The following is a 21,494-nucleotide window of genomic DNA, read 5'->3' as shown; positions in this document are numbered from 1 at the left end:
ACCGGGCTTTTTTATTCCCCCGCTAATGCCCGCGGGAACAGAACGTTATTCTCCAGACTGATGTGCTCCATCAGGTCATCGATCATCTCGTTAATGCCGTTATACATCGCTTTCCATGTGGTGCACGCTTCCGGTGGCGGGGTGACGTTGTGGGTGGTGTGCTTGATCACCTCCAGCAGTTCGCCCGCCTCATCATGTTCGCTTTCCATTACGCTGATGGGCCCCATCGCCTGACTGCCCATTCCCTGTTTTATCATCGGGAAGAGGATCTGCTCCTCTTTCATCATGTGGCTGGAGAGTTCTTCGTGCAGCAGGGTCAGGTATTTCGCCAAGCCGCGGGGTACGGAAGGTTTGTCGGCATGCACGCGTTCCACTTTGGTCGCCTGCAGGATCAGTTCCGGCAGTTGTTCGCGATGACGGTCATGGTAACGTTTGATGATATGGTCAATGATTTCCGCAAGCGGGGCGGCGCGCCAGTCCTTGTCGACAGGCTGCTCGGCCAGCTGTGCCAGCTCTGCTTCAATTACCTCAACGTCCAGCGCCTTGCGCGAAGCCGCACGTGCCAGAGTCTGCTTACCGCCGCAGCAGTAATCCATATCGTATTTACGGAACAGCGCAGAAGCGCGAGGAATGGAGAGCGCCAGCTCGCCAAGGGGTTGGTCGCGAAAGGCCATAGGCGTTACCTCGTCATCAATAATATAAATTGCATTTTAAATGCATCTTTATGGTGGCGCTATAACCCTTTGGAGGGAAGGGTGAAAATGCGATGCAGATCACAAAAAAATAGCTCTTTTAACTCCCTGAATGGGCTCGGGAAAATCCTTTAGAAACTTTTTAAAAGTGGAGAAACAGTAAACAACCCGCCGCGCCTGCCGATAGATCCACGTCAGACAAACCTGCATATAACAAAGGCAACGCATGTTTAAACGTATAAAAGTCATTACCCTTCTCATTTCGGTGCTGCTTGTGCTCGGCATCATGCAAGTGATTTCTGCCGGTATCTTTATCAACGCGCTGAATAACGATAAAGACAACTTCACCGTGTCGCAGCTTTCCAGCAAAAATGTGGCGGAGTTTACCGACGCGTGGATCAGCCTGAACCAGGCGCGCGTCACCCTGAACCGCGGGATGCTACGCCTGCAAAGCAGCATGGCCTCGCAGATTAACGGCGGGCAGTTAAATGAGCTGGTGAACACGGCGAAAAACCTGCTGGCGGAAGCGCAGGTCCATTACGATAAATATTATGCCTTGCCGAATACCCCGGGGCTGGATGAAAACCTGGCGAACCGGCTTGAAGAGCAGTACCGCATATACTCCGCGACGCTGACGCAAATGAACGTTCTGCTGAGCCAGGGCAATCTGGAAGATATGTTTAAGCAGAATGCGGAGCAAAAACAAAACGCGATGCAGACGGTTTATCGTGAATGGCGTGAAGCGCAGGCTGCGCTGACAGATAAAGGCATTCAGGATAATGAAAGTGATTACAAGCGCATCCTGTGGATCCTCTCTGCGGTGATGTTGCTGGTGATTGTGGTGATTATTTCCAGCTGGGTAGCCATGCGCCGCGTGCTGCTGCTGCCGCTGGAAGAGGTCATCAACCATATCCGTGCCATTGCGGCAGGGGATTTGACCCAGCCGATTCAGGCAGACGGTAACAATGAAATGGCGATCCTGGCTCGCAACGTGCAGGAGATGCAAACCTCGCTGGCGAACACCGTGGGCGTGGTGCGAGAAGGGGCCGATACCATTTACACTGGTGCCGGTGAAATTTCTGCCGGCAGTAACGATCTCTCTTCCCGTACCGAACAGCAGGCTGCTTCCCTGGAAGAGACGGCAGCCAGCATGGAACAGCTGACGGCAACCGTGAAGCAGAACGCCGATAACGCGCGTCAGGCTTCCCGTCTGGCGCTGGATGCCTCTTCAACGGCGAAGAAGGGCGGAAACGTGGTCGAAGGCGTTGTGCGTACAATGGAAGAGATCGCCACCAGCTCCAGTAAAATCGCGCAAATTACTAACGTGATCGACGGTATTGCCTTCCAGACTAATATCCTGGCGCTTAACGCGGCGGTGGAAGCGGCGCGAGCAGGTGAGCAGGGGCGTGGCTTTGCGGTGGTGGCCGGTGAAGTGCGTACCCTGGCTCAGCGCAGCGCCCAGGCGGCGAAAGAGATCAAAGCGCTGATCGATGATTCCGGCGAGCGGGTAAACGCCGGCTCGCAGCTGGTTAATGAAGCCGGAGCCACGATGGCTGAGATCGTTAATGCGGTCACCCGCGTGACCGACATCATGGGTGAAATTGCCTCGGCTTCTGACGAGCAGAGCCGCGGTATCGACCAGGTGGGCCAGGCGGTAGCCGAGATGGACCGCGTGACCCAGCAGAACGCCTCGCTGGTGGAAGAGTCTGCGGCCGCGGCTGCCGCGCTGGAAGACCAGGCTGCTCGTCTGAACGATGCGGTGGCGGTGTTTAAAATCATCCGCAACCAGGCGGTCAAAACGGCACCGGTAAAAACCTACGTGCCTAAAGCGCAGCCCGTCGCGGCTGCGTCTGAAGCGAACTGGGAAACGTTTTAATATCATGCCGGGTAAGGCGTAGCCGCCACCCGGCAAAAATCACATCTCCGACGCCGGAACGACCCTCGGTTTTTCCGGCTTTGCTTTAACGGCCATCACCACCCCTACCACCAGCAACGCGATCCCGCAGGCCGTTAACAGCGGCGGCATGCTCTGGCGCATCAGGAAGGTATACAGCAACCCGGCCAGGGTTTCGAAGACGATCAGCGGACCTAAGATCACCGTCGGCAGCTTCTGGCTGGCAATGTTCCAGCACAGCGCGCCCACCCAGGAGCAGAGCACGGCAATGGCGATCATCAGCCCGACAAAGACCCACGGTCGCGGTCCGAAGGGCTGGGCGAAGTCCGGCTGTTGATGGCTTAACCAGATACACGCCCCAACATATCCCGCCAGTGAGACCGGCAGCGTCACCAGCGCCTGCGCCGTTGCCCACATCATTGGATGTTTTTCCGGGTTCTCCCGCAGCCAGCGCGCATTGCGCAGGGCATACCAGGCCCAGCATGCGACAGAAATAAACGCCAGGCCGATCCCCGAGCCGTAACGCCAGAGGCTGAAGTCCACCCGCCCATGACGCAGTTCGGCAATATTGACGCATACCAGACCCACGGCGGTGCAGATCAGCGCTGGCGCCATTTTTGACCACGCCAGTTTGCCATCTCGCTGGCTGTAGAGCAGGTTCGCAAAGACGGGGATGACGACCGGCAGCGTACCGATAATCATGGTCGACACCGGCGCGCCGGTACGCTGAATGGCGCTGGCGAGGCACACGTAATAGATAAGATTACCCATCATAGTCAGCGCCAGCGCGGTGCCCCAGTCCCGACGGCTAAGCTGACGCAAGCGCGCGCGTCCCAGCCACGCCAGGGGGAGGGCAATCAGTCCCAGCGCCAGATAACGTCCTGTCGACTGCAGCAGTGCCGGGTATTCGGGCACGATCAGCGGACCGACAAAAATCAGCCCCCACATCATCCCGGCCAGCAGGGCATACAACACACCACTAATCATTTTTCCATCCACATTGATTCACGTTGCGATCAGTGTAGGCGGGGCAAAGGGGGGGCGTATTGTATGAGATTGCGCATTAGCGCCGGGCGACCTGCTTCTGATAGCGCACGGGGGTAATGCCGTAGCGGCGGGTAAACGCGCGGGTTAAATGCGACTGGTCGGTCAGCCCGGTTGCGGCGGCGACTTCTGCTGCGGGCATGCCGTGCGTGAGGAACGCCTTGGCGCGCCACAGGCGGATGGCCATCAGCATCTGATGCGGCGTCACATGAAAATGGGCTTTGAACTGGCGCTGGAAATGGTACGGGCTCAGCGAGACGACGCTGGCCAGCTCGTCCAGCGTCAGGGCGTGCATATAGTTATCGTGCAGATACTCACGCACCCGTTCGAACCGATGTGCCCCTTCGTGAATAACCGGCGCGTGGTGGGCTAACGGCTGGAAGGTCTCAATCAGATCCAGCAGCAGCCCTTTTTGTGCCAGCGGGTCGTCCGTGTGCCACAAACCATAAATGAGTCTGCCGATTTGCTGCGAGCGCAGCGGGTCATAACGGGTCACATCGCTAAACCACCAGTGCCGGAGGCCGGTAACCTCTTCCAGCAGATCGGGTTCGATGTACACCATCCGGTAGCGCCAGCCGTCTTCGGTGGCGGATTCACCGGTATGGATCTCGTCCGGGTTCATGGTCACAACGGATTTTTCAGGGGCGAGGTGCTGGGTGCCGCGATAGCGAAAACGCTCGGCACCGGTTTCAATGGTGCCGATTCCGAAGGCTTCGTGAGTGTGAGGCTCAAAGGCATAGCGGGAAATATGCGCGTGATAGAGTTCGATGCCCGGCACCTGCGCCAGATGGCGAAAGCGCGCGTGGTCTCTCTCATCAATGAACTGTTCCGGTACGCCTTGCACAGGGAGCCTCCTCATGGGTCATCTCTCCATTATCAAAGATGACCCGAGGGGATGCCACAAAAAATAACCAGTTCTTAACAATTACAGGATGGCTTTGACGCTCTCCACCAGCGGCGTGGTCGGGCGGCCGATCAGTTTGCTCAGGGTACGGCTGTCGTCGAACAGGCCGCCTTTCGACGCGCCCACATCGGAGTCCGCCAGCATATCCGCCAGCCCTGCCGGCAGACCAACCCCCTTCAGCGCGGCGGCAAAATCCGCCTCACTGAGGTTCTGATAGGTGACCGGTTTCCCGCTCTGTTTGCTGAGCTCAGCCGCCAGTTCGCTCAGCGTCCAGCCGTGGTCGCCCGCCAGTTCGTAGACCTTGCCCGCATGACCCTCTTCAGCAATCACTTTGGCCGCCGCCGCGGCATAGTCTGCACGGGTGGCAGAGGCAATCTTGCCGTCACCGGCTGCACCAATAAAGACGCCATGCTCCAGCGCAGGCGGCGCGCTTGCCAGATAGTTTTCAGTATACCAGCCGTTGCGCAGCAGGGCATAAGGAATGCCGGACGCCGCCAGCGCGTTTTCCGTGGCAACGTGCTCAACGTGCAGACCCAGCGGAGAGGTGTCCGCATGCAGCAGGCTGGTGTAGGCGATAAATTTCACGCCAGCAGCTTTGGCGGCGTTAATCACGTTCTGGTGCTGTGTCGCGCGCTGGCCGACTTCGCTGGACGAGATCAGCAGCAGCTTATCTACGCCATTCAGCGCAGCGGTGAAGGCGGCTTCGTCGGTGTAGTCAGCCTGACGCACCACAATCCCCTGCTGGCTCAAGGCTTGCGCTTTCGCCGGGTTACGTACGATGGCTACAATCTGGCCGGCCGGGACGGTTTTTAGCAGTTGTTCGATAACAAGATGGCCAAGCTGGCCGGTAGCGCCGGTAATCGCGATCATGATGAATCTCCTTCGTGTTTGTCTGGTGTTGTGGCACACTAGCACCATAGCTAACTTTTAGTAAGTACGTACAAAAAGGTAAGTATGAAAACAACGATCCCGACGCTCAGCGAACAAATGCGCGATGGCAATCTTTTCGCGGAACAGTGTCCTTCGCGGGAGGTACTCAAACACGTGACCAGCCGCTGGGGGGTACTGATTCTGCTGGCCCTGCGAGAGGGAACGCACCGCTTTAGCGATCTGCGCCGTAAAATGGGCGGCGTAAGTGAAAAGATGCTGTCCCAGTCACTCCAGGCGCTGGAGATGGACGGGTTTGTCGATCGCGTGTCGTATCCGGTTGTGCCGCCGCACGTAGAGTATAGCCTGACGCCGCTTGGCGTAGAGGTGAGCGAGAAAGTCGCCGCGCTGGCGGACTGGATCGAGGTGAATACACCGAAGGTGATGGCGAATCGGGACGAGCGTGCGGCGTAAAAGGCGGGAATGTGCGGCCTGATGCCCTCACCCTGACCCTCTCCCACAGGGAGAGGGCAGTTTTTCTTTTACTTGCTCAGGTCAAGCTGATAAATGGCGAACCCAATATCATCTGTCGCCACCTGTTTCATCGGATACTGCGCTTTATCCTTAATAAACGCGGCTGCCTTATCGGACGGTGAGGTTTCAACGCGGATGTCCAGCGGCGTAGCGCTGTGGATCGGCGCCAGACGCCAGTTGTTATCCACCGCCGGGTGAATTTCTCCACGCTTTTTCGACTCCGCGCCGATCCAGGCGGCCAGCACCGCGCGGTTTTCGTCCGGCGAGGCAAAGGCGATGTGGCTGTCCCCCGTACCGGCAAACTTGCCGCCGTAGGCGCGATAGTTATTGGTCACCACCAGGAAGATGGCTTTGGGATCAATGGCTTTGCCGTTGAAAGTCAGGTTTTTGATGCGCTCTGCCTGCGGGTTAATCGTCTGACACTCGCCGTCATACTTCGCCGGTTGGGTCACGTCAATCTGGTAATTCACACCGTCGATCACGTCGAAGTTGTAGGTGCGAAAACCGTCCCAGTTAATGAGCGACTGCGGCTTACTGCTGTGCGGATCAATCTGGTTAAACTGCCCGGCGGAGCACTCCAGCCACTCTTTTACCTCCTGACCGGTCGCTTTAACCACCACCAGCGTGTTCGGGTAGAGATAGAGATCGGCGGCGTTACGGAAGGTCAACTGGCCCTTTTCAACTTCCACATAGCTTGCCGGATCGTTCTTACGCCCGCCCACTTTGAACGGTGCCGCGGCGGACAGGACCGGCAGTTTTGCCAGATCCGGATCGCCCTGAATAAAGTGTTCGGCATAGGCTTTCTGCGCCATGTTGACCACCTGGACGGTCGGGTCATCCTGCACCAGCGCCAGGAAGCTGTACATATTGTCTGCAGATTTGCCGATCGGTTTGCTGACGAATTCACGGGTGGCGTCGTGATCGTGCTTCAGCACGTCGACCAGCTTTTTATCTTCCGCCGCCAGTGACTTTTTCGCTGCCGCGTCGTAAATCGGGCGTGCTTCGGCTTTTGACTGCGTGACCTTCCAGCTGCCGCCTTCGTTATTCAGCACCAGATCCACCACGCCGAGATGGTCGCCCCACATGCCTGGCATCACCGATGGCACGCCGTTGAGCGTCCCTTTCTCAATGTCCGCTCCTTTGATGCTGGCAAAATCGTTGCCCGGGAAGACCGCGTGAGCGTGACCGAAGAGGATCGCGTCGACGCCCGGAACTTCACTCAGGTAGTACACGGAGTTTTCTGCCATGGCCTGGTACGGATCGGCCGAGAGGCCGGAATGGGCGACCACGACAACCAAATCCGCCCCTTTCTCGCGCATCTCCGGCACGTATTTACGCGCGGTCTCGGTAATGTCGTTAACGGTGACTTTGCCGCTGAGATTCGCCTTATCCCACGTCATGATTTGCGGCGGCACAAAACCGATGTAGCCGATTTTCAGCGTCTGCTTGTTACCGTCCTGGTCGACCACCTCTGTCTCTTTAATCAGGTAAGGGGTAAAGAGCGGTTTTTGGGTCTTAACATCGATGATATTGGCGTTAACGTACGGGAATTTGGCCCCTGCCAGCGCATCATGCAGGTATTTCAGGCCGTAGTTGAATTCGTGGTTGCCGAGGTTGCCGACGGTGTAGTCCAGCGTGTTCATCGCTTTATACACAGGGTGGATCTCGCCTTTTTTCAGTCCCTTCGCCGCCATGTAATCGCCGAGCGGGCTGCCCTGAATGAGATCGCCGTTGTCGACCAGCACGCTGTTTTTCACTTCACCGCGCGCGGCGTTGATCAAACTTGCCGTACGTACCAGACCGAATTTTTCCGTCGGGGTATCTTTGTAGTAATCGAAGTCCATCATGTTGCTGTGCAGGTCGGTTGTTTCCAGAATACGCAGATCAACCGTCGCCGCCTGCACGCTCGCTGCAATCAGCGTCGCCAGGAGCGTTGCGCTAAACTTAATCATCAGAGGAGTCCTTTTTTCGATCCAGGCCACAAAAGAGTATGTATCTATAACGTGTTGCTTACAGAAATGTGAATCCTGACAGAAAAAAGTAACCTGAAACCGGAATTGCTTCACAGATAGCGGAATTGTTCACATTACGATATAACTAAAACAAAGAGTTAACCTCACTGCGTTAACAAAGAGGTGGAAAATGCTAGATAAGATTTGTCAGCTCGCACGGGATGCGGGGGAAGCCATCATGCAGGTGTATGACGGTAGTAAACCCATGGAGGTTGTCAGTAAAGCAGATGACTCTCCAGTCACGGCAGCGGATATCGCGGCGCATAAGGTGATCCTGAAGGGTTTACAGGCCTTAACGCCGGACATCCCTGTGCTCTCTGAAGAAGCGCCGCAAAGCTGGGAAGAGCGTCAGCACTGGCAGCGTTACTGGCTGGTAGACCCACTGGACGGGACGAAAGAGTTCATCAAGCGCAACGGTGAGTTCACCGTCAACATTGCCCTGATCGAGAAAGGCAAAGCGGTGCTGGGCGTGGTCTACGCGCCGGTGTTAAAAGTGATGTACAGCGCCGCAGACGGGAAGGCCTGGAAGGAAGAGTGCGGCGTACGTAAGCAGATCCAGGTGCGCGATGCGCGTCCACCGCTGGTGGTGATTAGCCGTTCGCACAGCGACAGCGAGCTGCAGGAGTATCTGCAACAGCTGGGTGAACACCAGACCACCTCGATTGGCTCATCGCTGAAATTCTGCCTGGTGGCGGAAGGGCATGCGCAGCTGTATCCCCGCTTTGGGCCAACCAACATCTGGGATACCGCGGCCGGGCATGCCGTGGCCGCGGCTGCCGGGGCGCATGTTCATGACTGGCAGGGCAAACAGCTGGACTACACCCCACGCGAATCGTTCCTCAACCCCGGCTTCCGCGTCTCTATTTATTGAGCCAGCAGCTTATGCAGCAGGTCGACAACCTGCTGCACCTCTTCCTGAGTCAATGCCCCGTCTTTTACCCACTCTACGCGGCCCTCTTTATCCAGCACGATAATCGCAGAGCTCTCTTCCTCAAGCTGCCATGCCTTACGCGTCACGCCGTTGCTGTCGACGATAAACTGCGACCACGGGTAGAGCTTTTTATTGCTCTCAAGGCTTGAGCGCACAAACATCCCGGAGCCTGGAATGGCGTCATCGGTATTCACAATGGTGGTGGTCTGGTAGCGGTCATGAGGGAATTTTGCGGCTTTGATCGCTTCCACGAGGTTGGCATTTTTCTCTTTTGCAGATGTACGACCGGCAATATGTTGTACAACTCTCACTTTGCCCGCGAGCTGCGCGCTATTCCAGGGTTTATAGCTAAACTTATCATTGTCGAGAATCAATTCTCCCCGGTCAGCAATGCCGACTGGCGGTACACGTTGTCCTTTTTCAATGTTGTGAGCGCAAGCCCACAGAGGCAGCAGCAGGCAAGCTGCGGCAAGGATAGTACGTAGGGTCATGGTGTTTCCTTATTGTTTGCAGGTGATCCGACCACTTGGTCATGCGCTTTTAATGATAAGTGCGATCAATGTGGTTTTCCCGCAATCGCGATGCCAGTTTGCGGGTCAACGCACATATCCACGAAAAAACGACGGCTTATACTGCTCTCAGTGGCGGTTTGCAAAGATTATTCTGAATAATTGTAATCAAACGGTAAATAAACTTATGCACACTGGGTAACAACGTAGTTCTGGTCTATAGTCATTGGGCATTAAAATTTGCGCTCAGGACAGTCGGGCCGATTGTGGCACCGCAAGAGCGTATGATTCGCAGGAGATACAAGAATGAAAATTTTCCAACGCTACAACCCGCTTCAGGTGGCGAAGTACGTGAAGATCCTGTTCCGTGGACGGTTGTATATCAAGGATGTTGGCGCTTTTGAGTTTGATAAGGGCAAGATCCTTGTCCCAAAAGTGAAGGACAAACAGCACCTGTCTGTGATGTCCGAAGTCAACCGTCAGGTTATGCGTCTGCAAACTGAGATGGCTTAACCAACGTGCTATGCAGTAGTTAAACAAACGGCTCCCGATGGGAGCCGTTGATGTTTCTGGGGCAGGAACCTTACGCCGACACCTTCTCTTCCGCATCTGGCAACTTCGGTACCAGCACGGTCGGTTTGTTATCGATTCGCGTCACCAGCAGCTGGTCGATGCGGTAGTTATCAATATCCACCACCTCAAACTTGTAGCCGGAGAACTTCACCGAGTCGGTACGTTTTGGGATTTTACGCAGCATAAACATCATAAAGCCGCCGATGGTCTCGTAATTTCCGGACTGCGGGAACTCGTCGATATCCAGCACGCGCATCACGTCTTCAATCGGTGTGCCGCCATCAATCAGCCATGAGTTATCGTCACGCTGAACAATCTGCTCTTCCAGGCCCTGGCCAACCAGGTCGCCCATCAGGGTGGTCATGACGTCATTGAGGGTAATGATACCCACCACCAGAGCGTATTCGTTCATGATCACCGCGAAGTCTTCCCCGGCGGTTTTAAAGCTTTCCAGCGCTTCTGAAAGCGTCAGGGTGTCCGGCACAATCAGGGTATTGCGGATCTGCACGCCGCTGTTGAGCGCCAGGCTCTGGTTCGCCAGCACGCGGTTCAGCAGATCTTTCGAGTCGACGTAACCGATGATGTGGTCGATGTCTTCATTACAGACCAGGAACTTAGAGTGCGGATGCTGCGCTACTTTGTTCTTCAGGCTCTGCTCATCTTCATGTAAATCGAACCAGATAATGCTTTCACGGCCCGTCATGGAAGAGGGAACGGTACGGGATTCCAGTTCGAATACGTTCTCAATCAGCTCGTGTTCCTGCTTACGCAGCACCCCGGCCAGCGCACCGGCTTCCACGACCGCATAAATGTCGTCAGAGGTGATGTCGTCTTTACGCACCATTGGCAGTTTAAAGATGCGGAAAATCACGTTCGCCAGGCCGTTGAAGAACCACACCAGCGGACGAAACACGTACAGACAGAAGCGCATCGGGTTGATGATACGCAAAGCTACAGCTTCTGGCGCAATCATACCGATGCGTTTCGGGGTCAGGTCAGCGAAGAGAATGAACAGCCCGGTCACCAGCGAGAAGGAGAGAATAAAGCTCAGCTGCTCGGCCAGTTCGGCGGACATGTACTGCACAAAGAGGCTATAAAATGCCGGGGAAAACGCCGCATCGCCCACGATACCGCCCAGGATAGCGACCGCGTTCAGGCCAATTTGCACCACGGTGAAGAACGTACCGGGGTTTTCCTGCATTTTGAGAATGCGGGAGGCGTTGATATTGCCTTCGTCAGCAAGCAGCTTCAGTTTGATTTTACGGGACGCGGCCAGCGAGATCTCCGATATCGAGAAAAATGCACTGACGGCAATAAGACAAAGTATTACTAAAATACTGTTTAACATAGTTTATCCGGCTTCTCGCCAGATCCTCAGAAGGGGAGTTGATACCATTTGTGTGGAAACACATTGAACGTCAGCTCGTAGCGTTGAGCCGATTATTTCAGCGGGTAGTATAGCGTAAAGAGATGTAAATCTGCCAGAGGTCACATTTTGGCGTTAGTGCACCGCTGCGTGTTGGGTTTAGAGTTTGCAGGGAGCCTTCACCAGATAAGCCTACGAACACAGGTCAAAACAATCATTTGTTTTCAAGGCGTTGTGGTTATAAAATGCACAGTTCGTTTCCAAAAGGAATTGGTTATGAGTTTTAGCTTACCGGGATTTAACCTGTTCTATCTCTCAAGGGATAACCTTGAACCTGAAAAGTATGAACTGATTACACGTCCTTCTGTCACATGGGATTACATCAGACAGGAGTATGAGTTTGATGACAGATACCGTGATCATTATCATGTTGAAGGGCTTAGGCCTCGCCCGTCATATTCGCGTAGTTATGCGTATCAGAATAATCGTTCCAATGGGTTCAATACTGAAAGACGTATGAGGTATCTTGTCTTCAGAGGTGAAGTCGTGATGTTAAACCGTTCTGCTTCCCCAGGGGAGGTGTTCTATATCAATGAAGAAGGCCAGCTTATCTGTAAGAATTACCATGCATTTGAAATGAATGGTGCTGAACAGATTCTGAGAGAGTACAGGAATTCAGTAGGATGCAGGTACTACGGTACAGGAAAGCCACGCCCCACTTCGTTTGCATTATCTTCCTTCGGTGGTACATCGACCCCAGCTTCTGAACCGACAAACAAGACGATTAACAGCAAGTCCGCAGGACGTTTACTGGCTGCTGGCGGTGTTTACAATGGTAACGTTGAGGGCTTCAGGAAAACGGCGGAACAGTTAGGTGGAGATGCGGTTAAGGGATATGATCAAGTACTGAATGAACAAACAGCAGGTACAGCTATTGCGGCGGCTTCAATTCTTTTAGCGAAACGACCTAATAGTGCGTCTTTTGATGAAGCCTATAGTTATTTAGGCAAAGTAAGGGGAGAGACAAAATTATTAAATAATATAGAAGTGAAAGAAATAAACTACATAAAACGTGATCCTTCTGAAACTATGTTACTGAGGAAAGAATTTAATAATACAGTGAGGAAGAAATTTCTTAATCAATTATCCCATTCTTCAGATGCAGCTAACGTCTTCGAACCTTCAGATTTGTTCAAAATGAGTAAGGGTACAGCACCAGATGGCTGGGAAGTTCATCATAAACTACCATTGGATGATGGTGGCACAAATGCCTTTGATAACTTATCATTGATTGAAAAAGAACCGTTTCATAAGGTATTAACAAATATGCAGAGAACATCGACAAGAGGTATGCTACCGGGAGACAGCAAAGTAACTCCATGGGTTATGCCTTCTGGCTCGATTTATCCGCTTAAATAATTTGATGGGTATGAAAATGAAATCAAATGTAACAGATCTGCTAATCGAATTACGAAAGATGATGACCGATTTAGAGTACCCAATCGAGCAACCTATTAACGCATCATTTCTTGATAGTCTAACAAAAGGACGCAGAAAAACTGCCTCACCAATACTGGATCAAATCGGAAATGAAACGTGTCTTCTTTTAGCTAATCAACCTGATTATACTACATTCATCAAAACAATGGATGGATTTGAGTATAACGGGCTGACAATGTTTAGTTTATCAAATCCAGAACCAATCGTTAAAAATTTGTTCATTATGAATGAGTTTTATCGCAATAATGATTATTTAGATCCCGAATTACAAGAACGCTTAGTTATTGGTGAGGATGGAATGTCATTGTTTACTTATGATACAAAAATGAATTTATTTGAAATTCGTGACAATGCCTCTACAGAGTCGATATATGGTTCATTTGATAATTTCAATGACTTTTTAAGTGAAATACTTGAAACAGTTAAGTAAGTATTCTTTCTGCAAATTATGCCCCCTGTAGTATAAATATCATAGGGGGGCTTTATTATCCGCAGTAATATGCCAGAGTTTTCCTTTTATAGTATAAAGAGATCTAAATCTGCCAGAGGTCACATTTTGAGTAAAACGGGGCCGGGCAGACGGGGAGCGCCTGCCTGGCGAGAAGCACTATTTTGCGGGTGATAACCCGACATCGCCCACGGCACGGCGTGTCGCATCGCCGCCCCAGACCTGATCATACTCATAGCCGGTGAGCTGTTTGATCACCACGCGCGTCCTGGCGTCGCAGTCGCGGTAATCTCCGCCGAGCTTACGGCGCGCAATCTCTTTGAGGAGCAGCTTATGCGTCTCACGGGTGAGCTTAAACTTATAGGTGGTGAAGAAGCTGACCGCCAGCAGGGCTGACGTCGCGAAAATCATCAGACCAATAATCGCCCCCAGCGCGCTTTCAGGCTGCGCGCCGCTGCCTTTCACAAAACCGGCCTCCTGCAGCACCAGGCCAATAATCATGATGGCCATCGCCACGGTGCTTTTGCGGGTCAGGACCATGACGCCGGCAAAAATGCCTTCGCGGCGCTGCTGCGTCACTATCTCGTCGATATCCGGAATGAAGCTGTAGATGTTCCACGGTATGTAATAGAGGCCTGAGCGGGCGGCACCGAGCAGGATAAAGACCGCCGAGAACAGCAGCGTCGGCACCTGGGTTTTGGTCAGGTAGATCGCAAACAGGAAAGCCAGCACCAGGAAAATGCAGCTGTAGGAGAGGCGCAACGCGGCGGAAGGGGTGATATTCAGCCTGTTCAGCAACAACATAAATCCATACGTGCCGGGTACCGAGGCGAATGCCGCAATGCTCAGCCAGCCCGACACCGCCGCCGCGTCCTGGCTCAGGCAATAAACGACATAATAGGTAAAGACCGACCCGAATACATCCATCGCCGTAAAGGAAAAGATATAAATAATAATATGGAGGCGAAACGCGCGGATCCGGAAAGAGGAAAAGAGATCCAGCACCAGATATTTCAGGTGATTAAGTATCCCGCTGCTGCGATGATTCTCCACTTTAAACGTGGATTCCTGTTGCACATCCTTCGCTTCCCAGGTGATGTACCAGGTAATAAATACCGCGATGCAGAACACACAGGAGAAGATCAGCCCGGTGAGGGTATAGGTAAATGGATTATCTTTTCCTGTGAACTGCATAATCACGCCGGGAACGGAAACCGCAAGAAAACCACCCAGCTGGGAACAGATCATCCGCACGCCGGAGAGGCGGCTACGCTCCTCATACCGGTTTGTCATCTCTGCCGCCAGGGTTTCCCAGGGCACCAGCACCATCGCCGACAGCAGCTCAATCGAAAGATATGTGCCCAGGTAATACCAGTAACCCATATCCGTTAACCACAGCAGAGCATATAAAAACATTAACGGTGAACTGAGTAATAAAAAGAAGCGGCGACGACCAAATTTACGTCCGAGCCAGGTGTCGCCGAAATTATCGGTGATATACCCCATAATCGGACTTAATAACGCATCGATAACGCGGGCAATCGCGAATATAGACCCCGCTTCAATCACCGAGAGGCCGCAATAGGTGGTGTAAAAAAATAACAGCCAGGTGCCGATAATGGCGAAAGCGCCGCCGCCAAACAGATCGGTTATGCCGTAGCCGAGCGCCACGCCATAACCCACTCTACGTTCAGTTGATTTGACCATAATAATATCCAGTGTAGGGTAGCTATAAACCCATATTTGGGTCGTTTTTTTATTTACTGCTGGAATACAAATTACGTTCTAGTTGTTGATCTCTATCCATTGCCTTAATTGAGATGAGCGGTAAATAGCCTCCACAAGAGTGAGTGATTTTCCGGCTTCACGGATGTCGGTGTAGTCCGCGTAGCCCGGGTGGGTAATCGCGTGATAAAAACGTCGGATCGCCTGCTGATGCCCGAGCCCCCAGTAACTTTTGACCGAGCCATCCGGGGAGCCGTCGCTCGCGAGGGTAACGCGCTCCCCCGACGTCACGCGCCAGAGCGTGTTGTCGTTCAGCAGCAGCGAGCCCCGCTCACAGTGGATCTCCATCAGGAGCGGGGAATCGGTGGTATTGCAGTTGCTGGCGTAAAACAGGCCGCGCGCGCCGTTGGCAAAGTGCAGGGTGGCCATCGCGCTGTCTTCGCCTTCGGTTACGTCCGCCAGCTCACCGCTATCCACCACGCCTTTCACACGCGTCACCCCGCCGGCGAACCACTGCATCAGGTCGAGGGTATGAATGGCCTGGTTGATCAGCAGGCTGCCACCTTCCGTTGCCAGCCGCCCGCGCCAGGGACTTTCGGTGTAATACGTCCCCGAGCGTGACCATGTCAGCACCGCTTTGATGCTGAGCATTTTCCCCAGTTCGCTATCGTCCAGCGCCTGGCGAATGCGCAGGCTGGTGGGGTTATAGCGGTTCTGATAACACACGCCGAGCAGACCCGATGCCTGTTCAGCGGCGCGGGTGATATCCACCAGTTCACTGCGGTTCATGCCCACCGGTTTTTCGCAGAACACATGCTTCCCGGCGGCGAGCGCCGCCAGGATCATGGGCTTATGCTCGACATGCGGCGTGCAGATATGCACCACGTCGATGGCGTCATCCAGCAGCATTTCCCGGTAATCCTGATAAAAGCGGCACTGATAGCCCATTGCCAGCTTCAGCCCTTTCACGCTTTCGGTATCGACCAGCGCGCGCAGCGCGACCCCGGGGATCTGGCGCAATGCATTGATATGGCAAATGTGGATCGCCCCGGCACCGATCACCGCCGTGTTCAGGATCGTCATTGTCGCCTCCCGTTATTCCGTCGCGTTGGCCAGCATCTGTGCCTTCACGCAAAGCTCCGCCGCCTTGAAGGCGTGGGCCTGGGTCATGGCGTTTTCAGTACGATGCAAACAGTCGAGGATCAGTTCGCCAAAGAACGGGAAGCCGACCTGGCCGGCGACCGGATAGCGGAACTCCCCCTCTTTATTGACGAGGTACACCACGTCCTGCTCGCCGCGGGTGAGATCGACATATTTGCGGATCTCGATATACCCGTCGGTGCCGAGCAGCGTCAGGCGGCCATCGCCCCACGTAGAAAGCCCGTCAGGGGTAAACCAGTCGCAGCGAAAATAGCCGCTGGCGCCGTTTTCCCCTTTCAACATGGCATCACCAAAATCTTCGAAGGCGGGATACTGTGGGTGTTTGACGTTGCGGACCTGGCTTGCCACCACGGAGGCGTCGTGGTTGCCGGTGTAAAAAAGGAACTGTTCAATCTGATGGCTGCCGATATCGCACAGAATCCCGCCGAAATAACGACGATCGTAGAACCAGTCCGGGCGCCCGGTGCCTTCCCGGTGCGGGCCTGTCCCCAGCGTTTGTACGACACGGCCAATGGCCCCTTGCTGCACCAGCTGTCCGGCAAAGACCGCGCTCTCCACATGCAGGCGTTCGCTGTAATACACCGCGTATTTGCGGCCCGTTTTTTCCACCATGGCTTTGGCGTCTTCCAGTTGCTCAAGGGTGGTGAGCGGCGCTTTATCCGTGAAGTAGTCCTTGCCAGCGGCCATCGTTTTCAGCCCCAGCGCGCAGCGCTCGGAGGGAATGGCGGCGCCCGCCACCAGGCGCACCTCATCGTCGGCGAGGATCTGCTCCAGCGACGCGGCAACGCGTGCCTGCGGATACTGCTGGATGAATTTATCCACTTTGGCCGGATCAGGATCGTACACCCACTTCAGCGTGGCCCCGGCTTCAATCAGCCCGTTACTCATGCCGTAGATATGGCCGTGGTCGAGCGCGGCGGCGGCAAAGACAAATTCGCCTTCCTTCACCACCGGCTGTGGCTTACCGACCGGCGCGTAGTTCATTCCGTCATTTTTGTTCATGGTTAGAGTCCTCGATCCAGATCTTTGCCCAGAGGGATGGCGCCGACCTCACTGAAGTTGGCGACGCTTGCGGATTTTTCATAAAAACGGGGGGCGAGGCTGTTCGTCCCACCTGTGCGGTAAAATGGGTCGTCGCGCTGAATCGGCAGCGAGACCACCGTGCGGGTAATGGCGGATTTATAAATCGCGGTAATCAGCTCCAGGGAGCGTTTGCCCTGCAGACCATCGACTAACGGCGCCGTGCCGTGCCCGATGGCGTCAAGCAGATCGTTAATCTGCCCGGTGTGCAGCGTCCAGTCGAGCTTCGGCGTCTCCTGAAAAACGGCGTCGAGCTGCGCTTCTCGCTGCTGGTCGTGGGTTTCCTGCGGGAAACCGTTGTCCGCACTGACGCTGGCAAAGGCCTGCCATGGCGCGGAGATGCGCGCCTTTTCACCCTGGATAATGATTTTCTGATCTTCCCCGTGGTGCACAACGGAGGCGGTCAGCTGGGTGAGCGCGCCGCTGGGGTATTTAAATATCGCGGCGCTGAGGTCCTCCACTTCGGCATTGTCGTGCGCCACGTTGGTCATCATCGCCACCACCTCGGACGGGAAGCCCAGCATCCACTGAATGGCGTCGATGTGGTGAACCGCGTGGTTAAGGGTGCAGCCGCCCCCCTCTTTTTCCCAGGTGCCGCGCCACCACAGGTCGTAGTAGCAGTGTCCGCGCCACCAGAACGAATCCACCTGGGCATGACAGATCTTGCCGGCAAGACCGGAATCCAGCGCCGCTTTCAGACGCCAGAAGGCGTCGGTAAAGCGATTCTGGGCAATGATGGAGAGGATTTTGCCACTGGCCTTTTGTGCGGCGATCATCGCGTCGCACTCCTCCAGCGAGGCGGCCATCGGTTTTTCGCACAGCACATGGCAACCGGCATTGAGGGCATCAATGCTGATCTCTGCATGGACGTAGGGCGGGGTGCAGACATCCACGATGTCAATCTCCGGCTCTGACGCCAGCATCTGCTGGTGGCTTTCATACACGCGGGCGTCCGTCAGGCCGTAGCGCGTTTTTTTCTCGTGGGCTTTTTCCGGGTAGATATCCACCAGCGCGACGATCCGACAGCGCTGGCCAAACTGCAAATAGCCCTGAATATGGTTATGCGAGATATTCCCTGTTCCCACGATAGCGACATTTAACATCGTTTCTTCTCCGGAGTTACCAGGTGCCGGAAGCATCCAGCGTGACGCTGGCTGTCTCTTTAGCCACTGAGGTGCTGATACGCTGCTGCAGCAGGCGCAGATACTGTTTCTCGTTGAGCGGCAGGTCGACCCAGTCGTCGGTCCAGGTGGAGAGGTGCATGGCGTTGGAGAGCGTCAGCCCGCGGATCCCTTCCAGGCCCGGTGCAATAAGCGGCTCGCCGCGCAGGATGGCGGCACAGAAATTGGCGGTAATGACGTGGTGTTCGCTGCACTCCGGGGCGACGGGAAGGGTGACCTCCCAGCATTCGGGTTCGCCAAAGCCGTTTTGCCAGCGGGCGTTGAAGGCGGTTTCGGATTCACGCAGTCGCCAGTAGCGCAGCTTGCCTTCTTCGACGACTACCTTGCCGCGATCGCCTGTGATTTCCAGCCGGTTGGTCCCCGGCGTTTCCGCGACGGTGGTAATAAACACGCCGGTCGCGCCGTTGGCGTACTCGGCATAAGCGGTGACCTCATCTTCCACTTCAATATCGCGATGTTTGCCGAACTGGCAAAACGCGCGCAGACGAACAGGCATGCCGACCAGCCACTGCCAGAGATCGAGCTGATGCGGGTCCTGATTGAGCAGTACGCCGCCGCCTTCGCCTTTCCATGTGGCGCGCCAGCCGCCGGAGTTGTAGTAGCTCTGCGAGCGATACCAGTTGGTGATGATCCAGTTCGACCGGCGGATCTCACCCAGCTCGCCGCTGTCGATCAGATCCTTCACCTTCTGATAGAGCGGGTTCGGGCGCTGGTTGTACATGATGCCAAACACCACATCGCACTCCCGAGCGCAGGCGTTCATCTCCTGAACCTGGGCGGTATACACGCCCGCCGGTTTTTCACACAAGGTATGGATGCCGTGGCGCATCGCCAGCATCGACAGGCGTGGATGGTCATAATGGGGCGTCGCGACAATCACCGCGTCGATAAGCCCGCTCTGGAGCATCTCCTGCGCGTCGCTGAAGAGAGGGATGGAGCCGACCAGCTGACGAATGGCCGGGTGCTTTTCCGGCGCATTATCGCAAACCGCCGTCAGGCAGGCGTCACTGACCGTACCCGCCAGTAAATAACGCGCGTGGACCGTACCGATATTACCTATTCCAATAATGCCAAAACGTACCTTCTCCATGTCACACCTTAATTTCAGTTGAAATGAGTGATGACCGGAAAATAGGAAAGGGGAGCCACAGCGACAATGTGTTTTTGTGAGAATACTCGCAAGGTGATTAAGTAATCTCCAGGCTTTCTGAAATTTGGTTTTAAAATCAACGTGCTGTTTCTGCAAATATTTGCAAAAACTGATTGAGAGCGAGGTCACACTATGCCGGGCAGGTTAAAAATGGAGGAGATCGCGTCCCTGACGGGCTATTCCGTTAGCACGGTTTCGCGGGTATTAAGCGGCAAGTCTTATACCAGCGATAAAGCCAGGGACGCGATCGTTCGCACCGCGCGAGAATTAGGTGTTCTGGAGTCAATGGCGAGCGGCCGGCTGTTAATTAACGGCATCGCGGTTTTTGCACCGGAAAGAACCTTTCAGGGACGCGGTGATATTTTTTATCTGGAAGTGACCAAAGGCATTGCCGAAGCCTGCTCGCGACACAATGTGTGGGTCAGCTGTTGTGCATTAGAAGAGCAACACGCGGATGTGAAGTTATTTATGGAAAAGGCCAGCCATAAAAATATCAATGCGATAATTATCATCGGCACGGATGATGCCACCATATTTAAACTGGCCAGCACGCTTAATAAACCCTGCGTTTTAATCAACTCTGTTGACCGGGATCGGGTCCTGGATTCCGTGTCACCCGACCATCGGGCGATCGGCTTTACCGCCATGCAATATCTCTTTGAGCAGGGGCACCGCCGCGTGCTTACGCTCACCTGCCTGCGACGGGATACGCTGTATGCGCGTCTGGACGGCATTAAAGAGGCATACCGCCATTTTCACGTTGCCTTTGATCCCCAGCGCGATTTGTTAGTCACGGAGTGGTTTACGGCAGACGAGGCCGAGCAGGCGCTCGATGCGTGGCTGTTAAGCCATGACCGATCCCAGTGGCCGGAGGTCATTTTCCCCAACAGCACCAGCATGACCGAAGGGGTGGTCAGGGCGTTAACGCGCCACGGCCTGCGTATCCCGGAAGATATTGCGCTCATTACCACCGATTTTGCCTGGAATCTGGCGCACCGTCTGGAAAGGCCGGTCACGGGCGTCACTGTGCCCTGCCGGGAATTGGGGATTGAGGCTGTGCACCTGCTGCAGACGCGGCTGAACCGACCGCAGGCGCCGGTCTTTAACCTGCTGCTGCAGGGCAAAGTGATGGATTACGGTTCGGTCAGCAATGCTACGCGCCACGCGGCTCGCGTGGCGCTGGATCAGTAATCAGGCCAGCTGTGGCGGCAGGCAGACGCCGATGCCCCCGATACCGCAGTAGCCATAGGGGTTTTTATGCAGATACTGCTGGTGATCGTCCTCGGCATAGTAGAACGGTTTTGCCGTCGCGATTTCCGTGGTCACCTCGCGCGTATCGCCCGCTTCACGCATGGCCTGCTGGAAGCGTTCAAGGCTGGCGCGCGCCGCAGCGTCCTGCTCCGGGGTGAGCGGATAAATGGCCGAGCGGTACTGGGTGCCGTGATCATTACCCTGACGCATGCCCTGCGCCGGGTCGTGGTTTTCCCAGAAGACCTGCAGGAGCTGCTCGTAGCTAATCACCGCGGGGTCATACACCACGCGCACCGCTTCCGCATGGCCGGTTTCGCCGGAGCAGACTTCGCGGTAGGTTGGGTTTGGCGTGTAACCGCCCGTATAGCCGGCTGCCGTACTGTAAACGCCAGGCAGTTGCCAGAAGAGGCGTTCAACGCCCCAGAAGCAGCCCATGGCAAACAGGGCGATTTCCATACCTTCAGGAACATTGGTCATGGAATGGCCATTGACGGCGTGTAAGGTCGCCACAGGCATAGGGGTGTTGCGTCCCGGTAATGCATCAGCTTGTGAAACCAGATGCTTTTTGTCGAATAAACTCACGATGGGGCCTCCCGGGGTGCGATGTTTCGGTTAAGGTTGTCACGAAGCGTTTAATTGAACACAATAAATGCGCTGAATGAGTCTAGATTT

The 21,494-nt window shown here is 54.8% G+C and carries 20 protein-coding genes; 7 read left to right on the top strand and 13 right to left on the bottom strand.

What is annotated here, in order from left to right:
- Positions 1–11 precede the first annotated feature (11 nt).
- Positions 12–674 carry an iron-sulfur cluster repair protein YtfE gene (gene ytfE / locus EKN83_RS07100; RefSeq protein ID WP_025758288.1) on the bottom strand — a complete coding sequence of 221 codons (663 nt, stop codon included), beginning with the start codon at positions 672–674 and terminating at the stop codon, positions 12–14.
- 244 nt (positions 675–918) lie between these two features.
- Here ytfE and EKN83_RS07095 point away from each other — a divergent pair, with 244 nt between their 5' ends.
- Positions 919–2,568, top strand: coding sequence for a methyl-accepting chemotaxis protein (locus tag EKN83_RS07095; protein WP_047957605.1), 1,650 nt, complete (start codon positions 919–921; stop codon positions 2,566–2,568).
- A 39-nt stretch (positions 2,569–2,607) separates the two neighbouring features.
- Here the strand turns inward: EKN83_RS07095 and EKN83_RS07090 are convergent, their stop codons facing one another.
- From EKN83_RS07090 to EKN83_RS07080, 3 genes are all read right to left on the bottom strand, one after another.
- A complete protein-coding gene (locus EKN83_RS07090; RefSeq protein ID WP_126800584.1) occupies positions 2,608–3,573 on the bottom strand; it encodes a DMT family transporter in 966 nt (321 codons plus the stop codon).
- A 76-nt stretch (positions 3,574–3,649) separates the two neighbouring features.
- On the bottom strand, positions 3,650–4,474 hold the full coding sequence (locus tag EKN83_RS07085) for an AraC family transcriptional regulator (protein ID WP_025758291.1): 825 nt from the start codon (positions 4,472–4,474) through the stop codon (positions 3,650–3,652).
- 81 nt (positions 4,475–4,555) lie between these two features.
- A complete protein-coding gene (locus tag EKN83_RS07080; RefSeq protein ID WP_126800583.1) occupies positions 4,556–5,404 on the bottom strand; it encodes an SDR family oxidoreductase in 849 nt (282 codons plus the stop codon).
- An 84-nt stretch (positions 5,405–5,488) separates the two neighbouring features.
- On the opposite strand from EKN83_RS07080, the gene EKN83_RS07075 reads away from it, so the two are divergent.
- Positions 5,489–5,875: a winged helix-turn-helix transcriptional regulator gene (locus EKN83_RS07075; RefSeq protein WP_025758293.1), complete on the top strand. Its 387-nt coding sequence runs from the start codon at positions 5,489–5,491 to the stop codon at positions 5,873–5,875.
- Between the two features lie 68 nt (positions 5,876–5,943).
- Here EKN83_RS07075 and EKN83_RS07070 read toward each other — a convergent pair whose 3' ends face one another.
- A complete protein-coding gene (locus EKN83_RS07070; protein WP_126800582.1) occupies positions 5,944–7,887 on the bottom strand; it encodes a bifunctional 2',3'-cyclic-nucleotide 2'-phosphodiesterase/3'-nucleotidase in 1,944 nt (647 codons plus the stop codon).
- 190 nt (positions 7,888–8,077) lie between these two features.
- Here EKN83_RS07070 and cysQ point away from each other — a divergent pair, with 190 nt between their 5' ends.
- Positions 8,078–8,818, top strand: a complete 741-nt coding sequence (cysQ, locus tag EKN83_RS07065) for a 3'(2'),5'-bisphosphate nucleotidase CysQ (protein WP_126800581.1) — start codon at positions 8,078–8,080, stop codon at positions 8,816–8,818.
- On the opposite strand, the gene EKN83_RS07060 is transcribed toward cysQ, so the two are convergent.
- A complete protein-coding gene (locus EKN83_RS07060) occupies positions 8,812–9,369 on the bottom strand; it encodes a YtfJ family protein (protein ID WP_025758297.1) in 558 nt (185 codons plus the stop codon). The two genes, cysQ and EKN83_RS07060, sit on opposite strands and share 7 nt — an antisense overlap.
- Positions 9,370–9,693: 324 nt before the next feature.
- Here EKN83_RS07060 and EKN83_RS07055 point away from each other — a divergent pair, with 324 nt between their 5' ends.
- Positions 9,694–9,900, top strand: coding sequence for a DUF1107 domain-containing protein (locus tag EKN83_RS07055; protein WP_008501430.1), 207 nt, complete (start codon positions 9,694–9,696; stop codon positions 9,898–9,900).
- Between the two features lie 70 nt (positions 9,901–9,970).
- Here EKN83_RS07055 and EKN83_RS07050 read toward each other — a convergent pair whose 3' ends face one another.
- On the bottom strand, positions 9,971–11,308 hold the full coding sequence (locus tag EKN83_RS07050; protein WP_025758299.1) for a hemolysin family protein: 1,338 nt from the start codon (positions 11,306–11,308) through the stop codon (positions 9,971–9,973).
- A gap of 294 nt (positions 11,309–11,602) precedes the next feature.
- On the opposite strand from EKN83_RS07050, the gene EKN83_RS07045 reads away from it, so the two are divergent.
- Together EKN83_RS07045 and EKN83_RS07040 are read left to right on the top strand one after the other, a co-directional pair.
- Positions 11,603–12,745: an HNH endonuclease signature motif containing protein gene (locus EKN83_RS07045; protein WP_126800580.1), complete on the top strand. Its 1,143-nt coding sequence runs from the start codon at positions 11,603–11,605 to the stop codon at positions 12,743–12,745.
- Between the two features lie 16 nt (positions 12,746–12,761).
- Positions 12,762–13,256, top strand: a complete 495-nt coding sequence (locus EKN83_RS07040) for a YrhA family protein (protein ID WP_394997594.1) — start codon at positions 12,762–12,764, stop codon at positions 13,254–13,256.
- Between the two features lie 177 nt (positions 13,257–13,433).
- Here the strand turns inward: EKN83_RS07040 and EKN83_RS07035 are convergent, their stop codons facing one another.
- The 5 genes from EKN83_RS07035 to EKN83_RS07015 all read right to left on the bottom strand — a co-directional run bounded on the left by EKN83_RS07035 (position 13,434) and on the right by EKN83_RS07015 (position 19,511).
- Complete coding sequence (locus tag EKN83_RS07035) at positions 13,434–14,981, bottom strand: MFS transporter (RefSeq protein WP_126800578.1); 1,548 nt, start codon at positions 14,979–14,981, stop codon at positions 13,434–13,436.
- A gap of 78 nt (positions 14,982–15,059) precedes the next feature.
- Positions 15,060–16,082: a Gfo/Idh/MocA family protein gene (locus tag EKN83_RS07030; protein WP_045284436.1), complete on the bottom strand. Its 1,023-nt coding sequence runs from the start codon at positions 16,080–16,082 to the stop codon at positions 15,060–15,062.
- Positions 16,083–16,094: 12 nt separating this feature from the next.
- Positions 16,095–17,162 (bottom strand): Gfo/Idh/MocA family protein, encoded by a 1,068-nt coding sequence (locus EKN83_RS07025; protein ID WP_095450382.1) that lies wholly within the window; start codon positions 17,160–17,162, stop codon positions 16,095–16,097.
- Positions 17,163–17,164: 2 nt separating this feature from the next.
- On the bottom strand, positions 17,165–18,343 hold the full coding sequence (locus EKN83_RS07020) for a Gfo/Idh/MocA family protein (RefSeq protein WP_126800577.1): 1,179 nt from the start codon (positions 18,341–18,343) through the stop codon (positions 17,165–17,167).
- A 16-nt stretch (positions 18,344–18,359) separates the two neighbouring features.
- Positions 18,360–19,511 carry a Gfo/Idh/MocA family protein gene (locus EKN83_RS07015; protein ID WP_025759058.1) on the bottom strand — a complete coding sequence of 384 codons (1,152 nt, stop codon included), beginning with the start codon at positions 19,509–19,511 and terminating at the stop codon, positions 18,360–18,362.
- Positions 19,512–19,703: 192 nt separating this feature from the next.
- On the opposite strand from EKN83_RS07015, the gene EKN83_RS07010 reads away from it, so the two are divergent.
- Positions 19,704–20,762 (top strand): LacI family DNA-binding transcriptional regulator, encoded by a 1,059-nt coding sequence (locus EKN83_RS07010; protein ID WP_126800576.1) that lies wholly within the window; start codon positions 19,704–19,706, stop codon positions 20,760–20,762.
- On the opposite strand, the gene msrA is transcribed toward EKN83_RS07010, so the two are convergent.
- Positions 20,763–21,404 (bottom strand): peptide-methionine (S)-S-oxide reductase MsrA, encoded by a 642-nt coding sequence (msrA, locus tag EKN83_RS07005; RefSeq protein ID WP_025759060.1) that lies wholly within the window; start codon positions 21,402–21,404, stop codon positions 20,763–20,765. It lies immediately after the preceding gene.
- Between the last annotated feature and the right edge of the window lie 90 nt (positions 21,405–21,494).

Origin of the sequence: Enterobacter sp. WCHEn090032, from assembly GCF_003986875.1 — a bacterium.
GTDB classification, from domain to species: domain Bacteria; phylum Pseudomonadota; class Gammaproteobacteria; order Enterobacterales; family Enterobacteriaceae; genus Enterobacter; species Enterobacter sichuanensis.
This window is presented reverse-complemented; position numbering and strand designations above follow the sequence as displayed.

Bases quoted from the DNA above. Each gene is read 5' to 3' on its own strand.
- ytfE (WP_025758288.1), bottom strand. From the start codon at position 674: ATGGCCTTTCGCGACCAACCCCTTGGCGAGCTGGCGCTCTCCATTCCT.
- EKN83_RS07095 (WP_047957605.1), top strand. From the start codon at position 919: ATGTTTAAACGTATAAAAGTCATTACCCTTCTCATTTCGGTGCTGCTT.
- EKN83_RS07090 (WP_126800584.1), bottom strand. From the start codon at position 3,573: ATGATTAGTGGTGTGTTGTATGCCCTGCTGGCCGGGATGATGTGGGGG.
- EKN83_RS07080 (WP_126800583.1), bottom strand. From the start codon at position 5,404: ATGATCGCGATTACCGGCGCTACCGGCCAGCTTGGCCATCTTGTTATC.
- EKN83_RS07075 (WP_025758293.1), top strand. From the start codon at position 5,489: ATGAAAACAACGATCCCGACGCTCAGCGAACAAATGCGCGATGGCAAT.
- EKN83_RS07070 (WP_126800582.1), bottom strand. From the start codon at position 7,887: ATGATTAAGTTTAGCGCAACGCTCCTGGCGACGCTGATTGCAGCGAGC.
- cysQ (WP_126800581.1), top strand. From the start codon at position 8,078: ATGCTAGATAAGATTTGTCAGCTCGCACGGGATGCGGGGGAAGCCATC.
- EKN83_RS07060 (WP_025758297.1), bottom strand. From the start codon at position 9,369: ATGACCCTACGTACTATCCTTGCCGCAGCTTGCCTGCTGCTGCCTCTG.
- EKN83_RS07055 (WP_008501430.1), top strand. From the start codon at position 9,694: ATGAAAATTTTCCAACGCTACAACCCGCTTCAGGTGGCGAAGTACGTG.
- EKN83_RS07050 (WP_025758299.1), bottom strand. From the start codon at position 11,308: ATGTTAAACAGTATTTTAGTAATACTTTGTCTTATTGCCGTCAGTGCA.
- EKN83_RS07045 (WP_126800580.1), top strand. From the start codon at position 11,603: ATGAGTTTTAGCTTACCGGGATTTAACCTGTTCTATCTCTCAAGGGAT.
- EKN83_RS07040 (WP_394997594.1), top strand. From the start codon at position 12,762: ATGAAATCAAATGTAACAGATCTGCTAATCGAATTACGAAAGATGATG.
- EKN83_RS07035 (WP_126800578.1), bottom strand. From the start codon at position 14,981: ATGGTCAAATCAACTGAACGTAGAGTGGGTTATGGCGTGGCGCTCGGC.
- EKN83_RS07030 (WP_045284436.1), bottom strand. From the start codon at position 16,082: ATGACGATCCTGAACACGGCGGTGATCGGTGCCGGGGCGATCCACATT.
- EKN83_RS07025 (WP_095450382.1), bottom strand. From the start codon at position 17,162: ATGAACAAAAATGACGGAATGAACTACGCGCCGGTCGGTAAGCCACAG.
- EKN83_RS07020 (WP_126800577.1), bottom strand. From the start codon at position 18,343: ATGTTAAATGTCGCTATCGTGGGAACAGGGAATATCTCGCATAACCAT.
- EKN83_RS07015 (WP_025759058.1), bottom strand. From the start codon at position 19,511: ATGGAGAAGGTACGTTTTGGCATTATTGGAATAGGTAATATCGGTACG.
- EKN83_RS07010 (WP_126800576.1), top strand. From the start codon at position 19,704: ATGCCGGGCAGGTTAAAAATGGAGGAGATCGCGTCCCTGACGGGCTAT.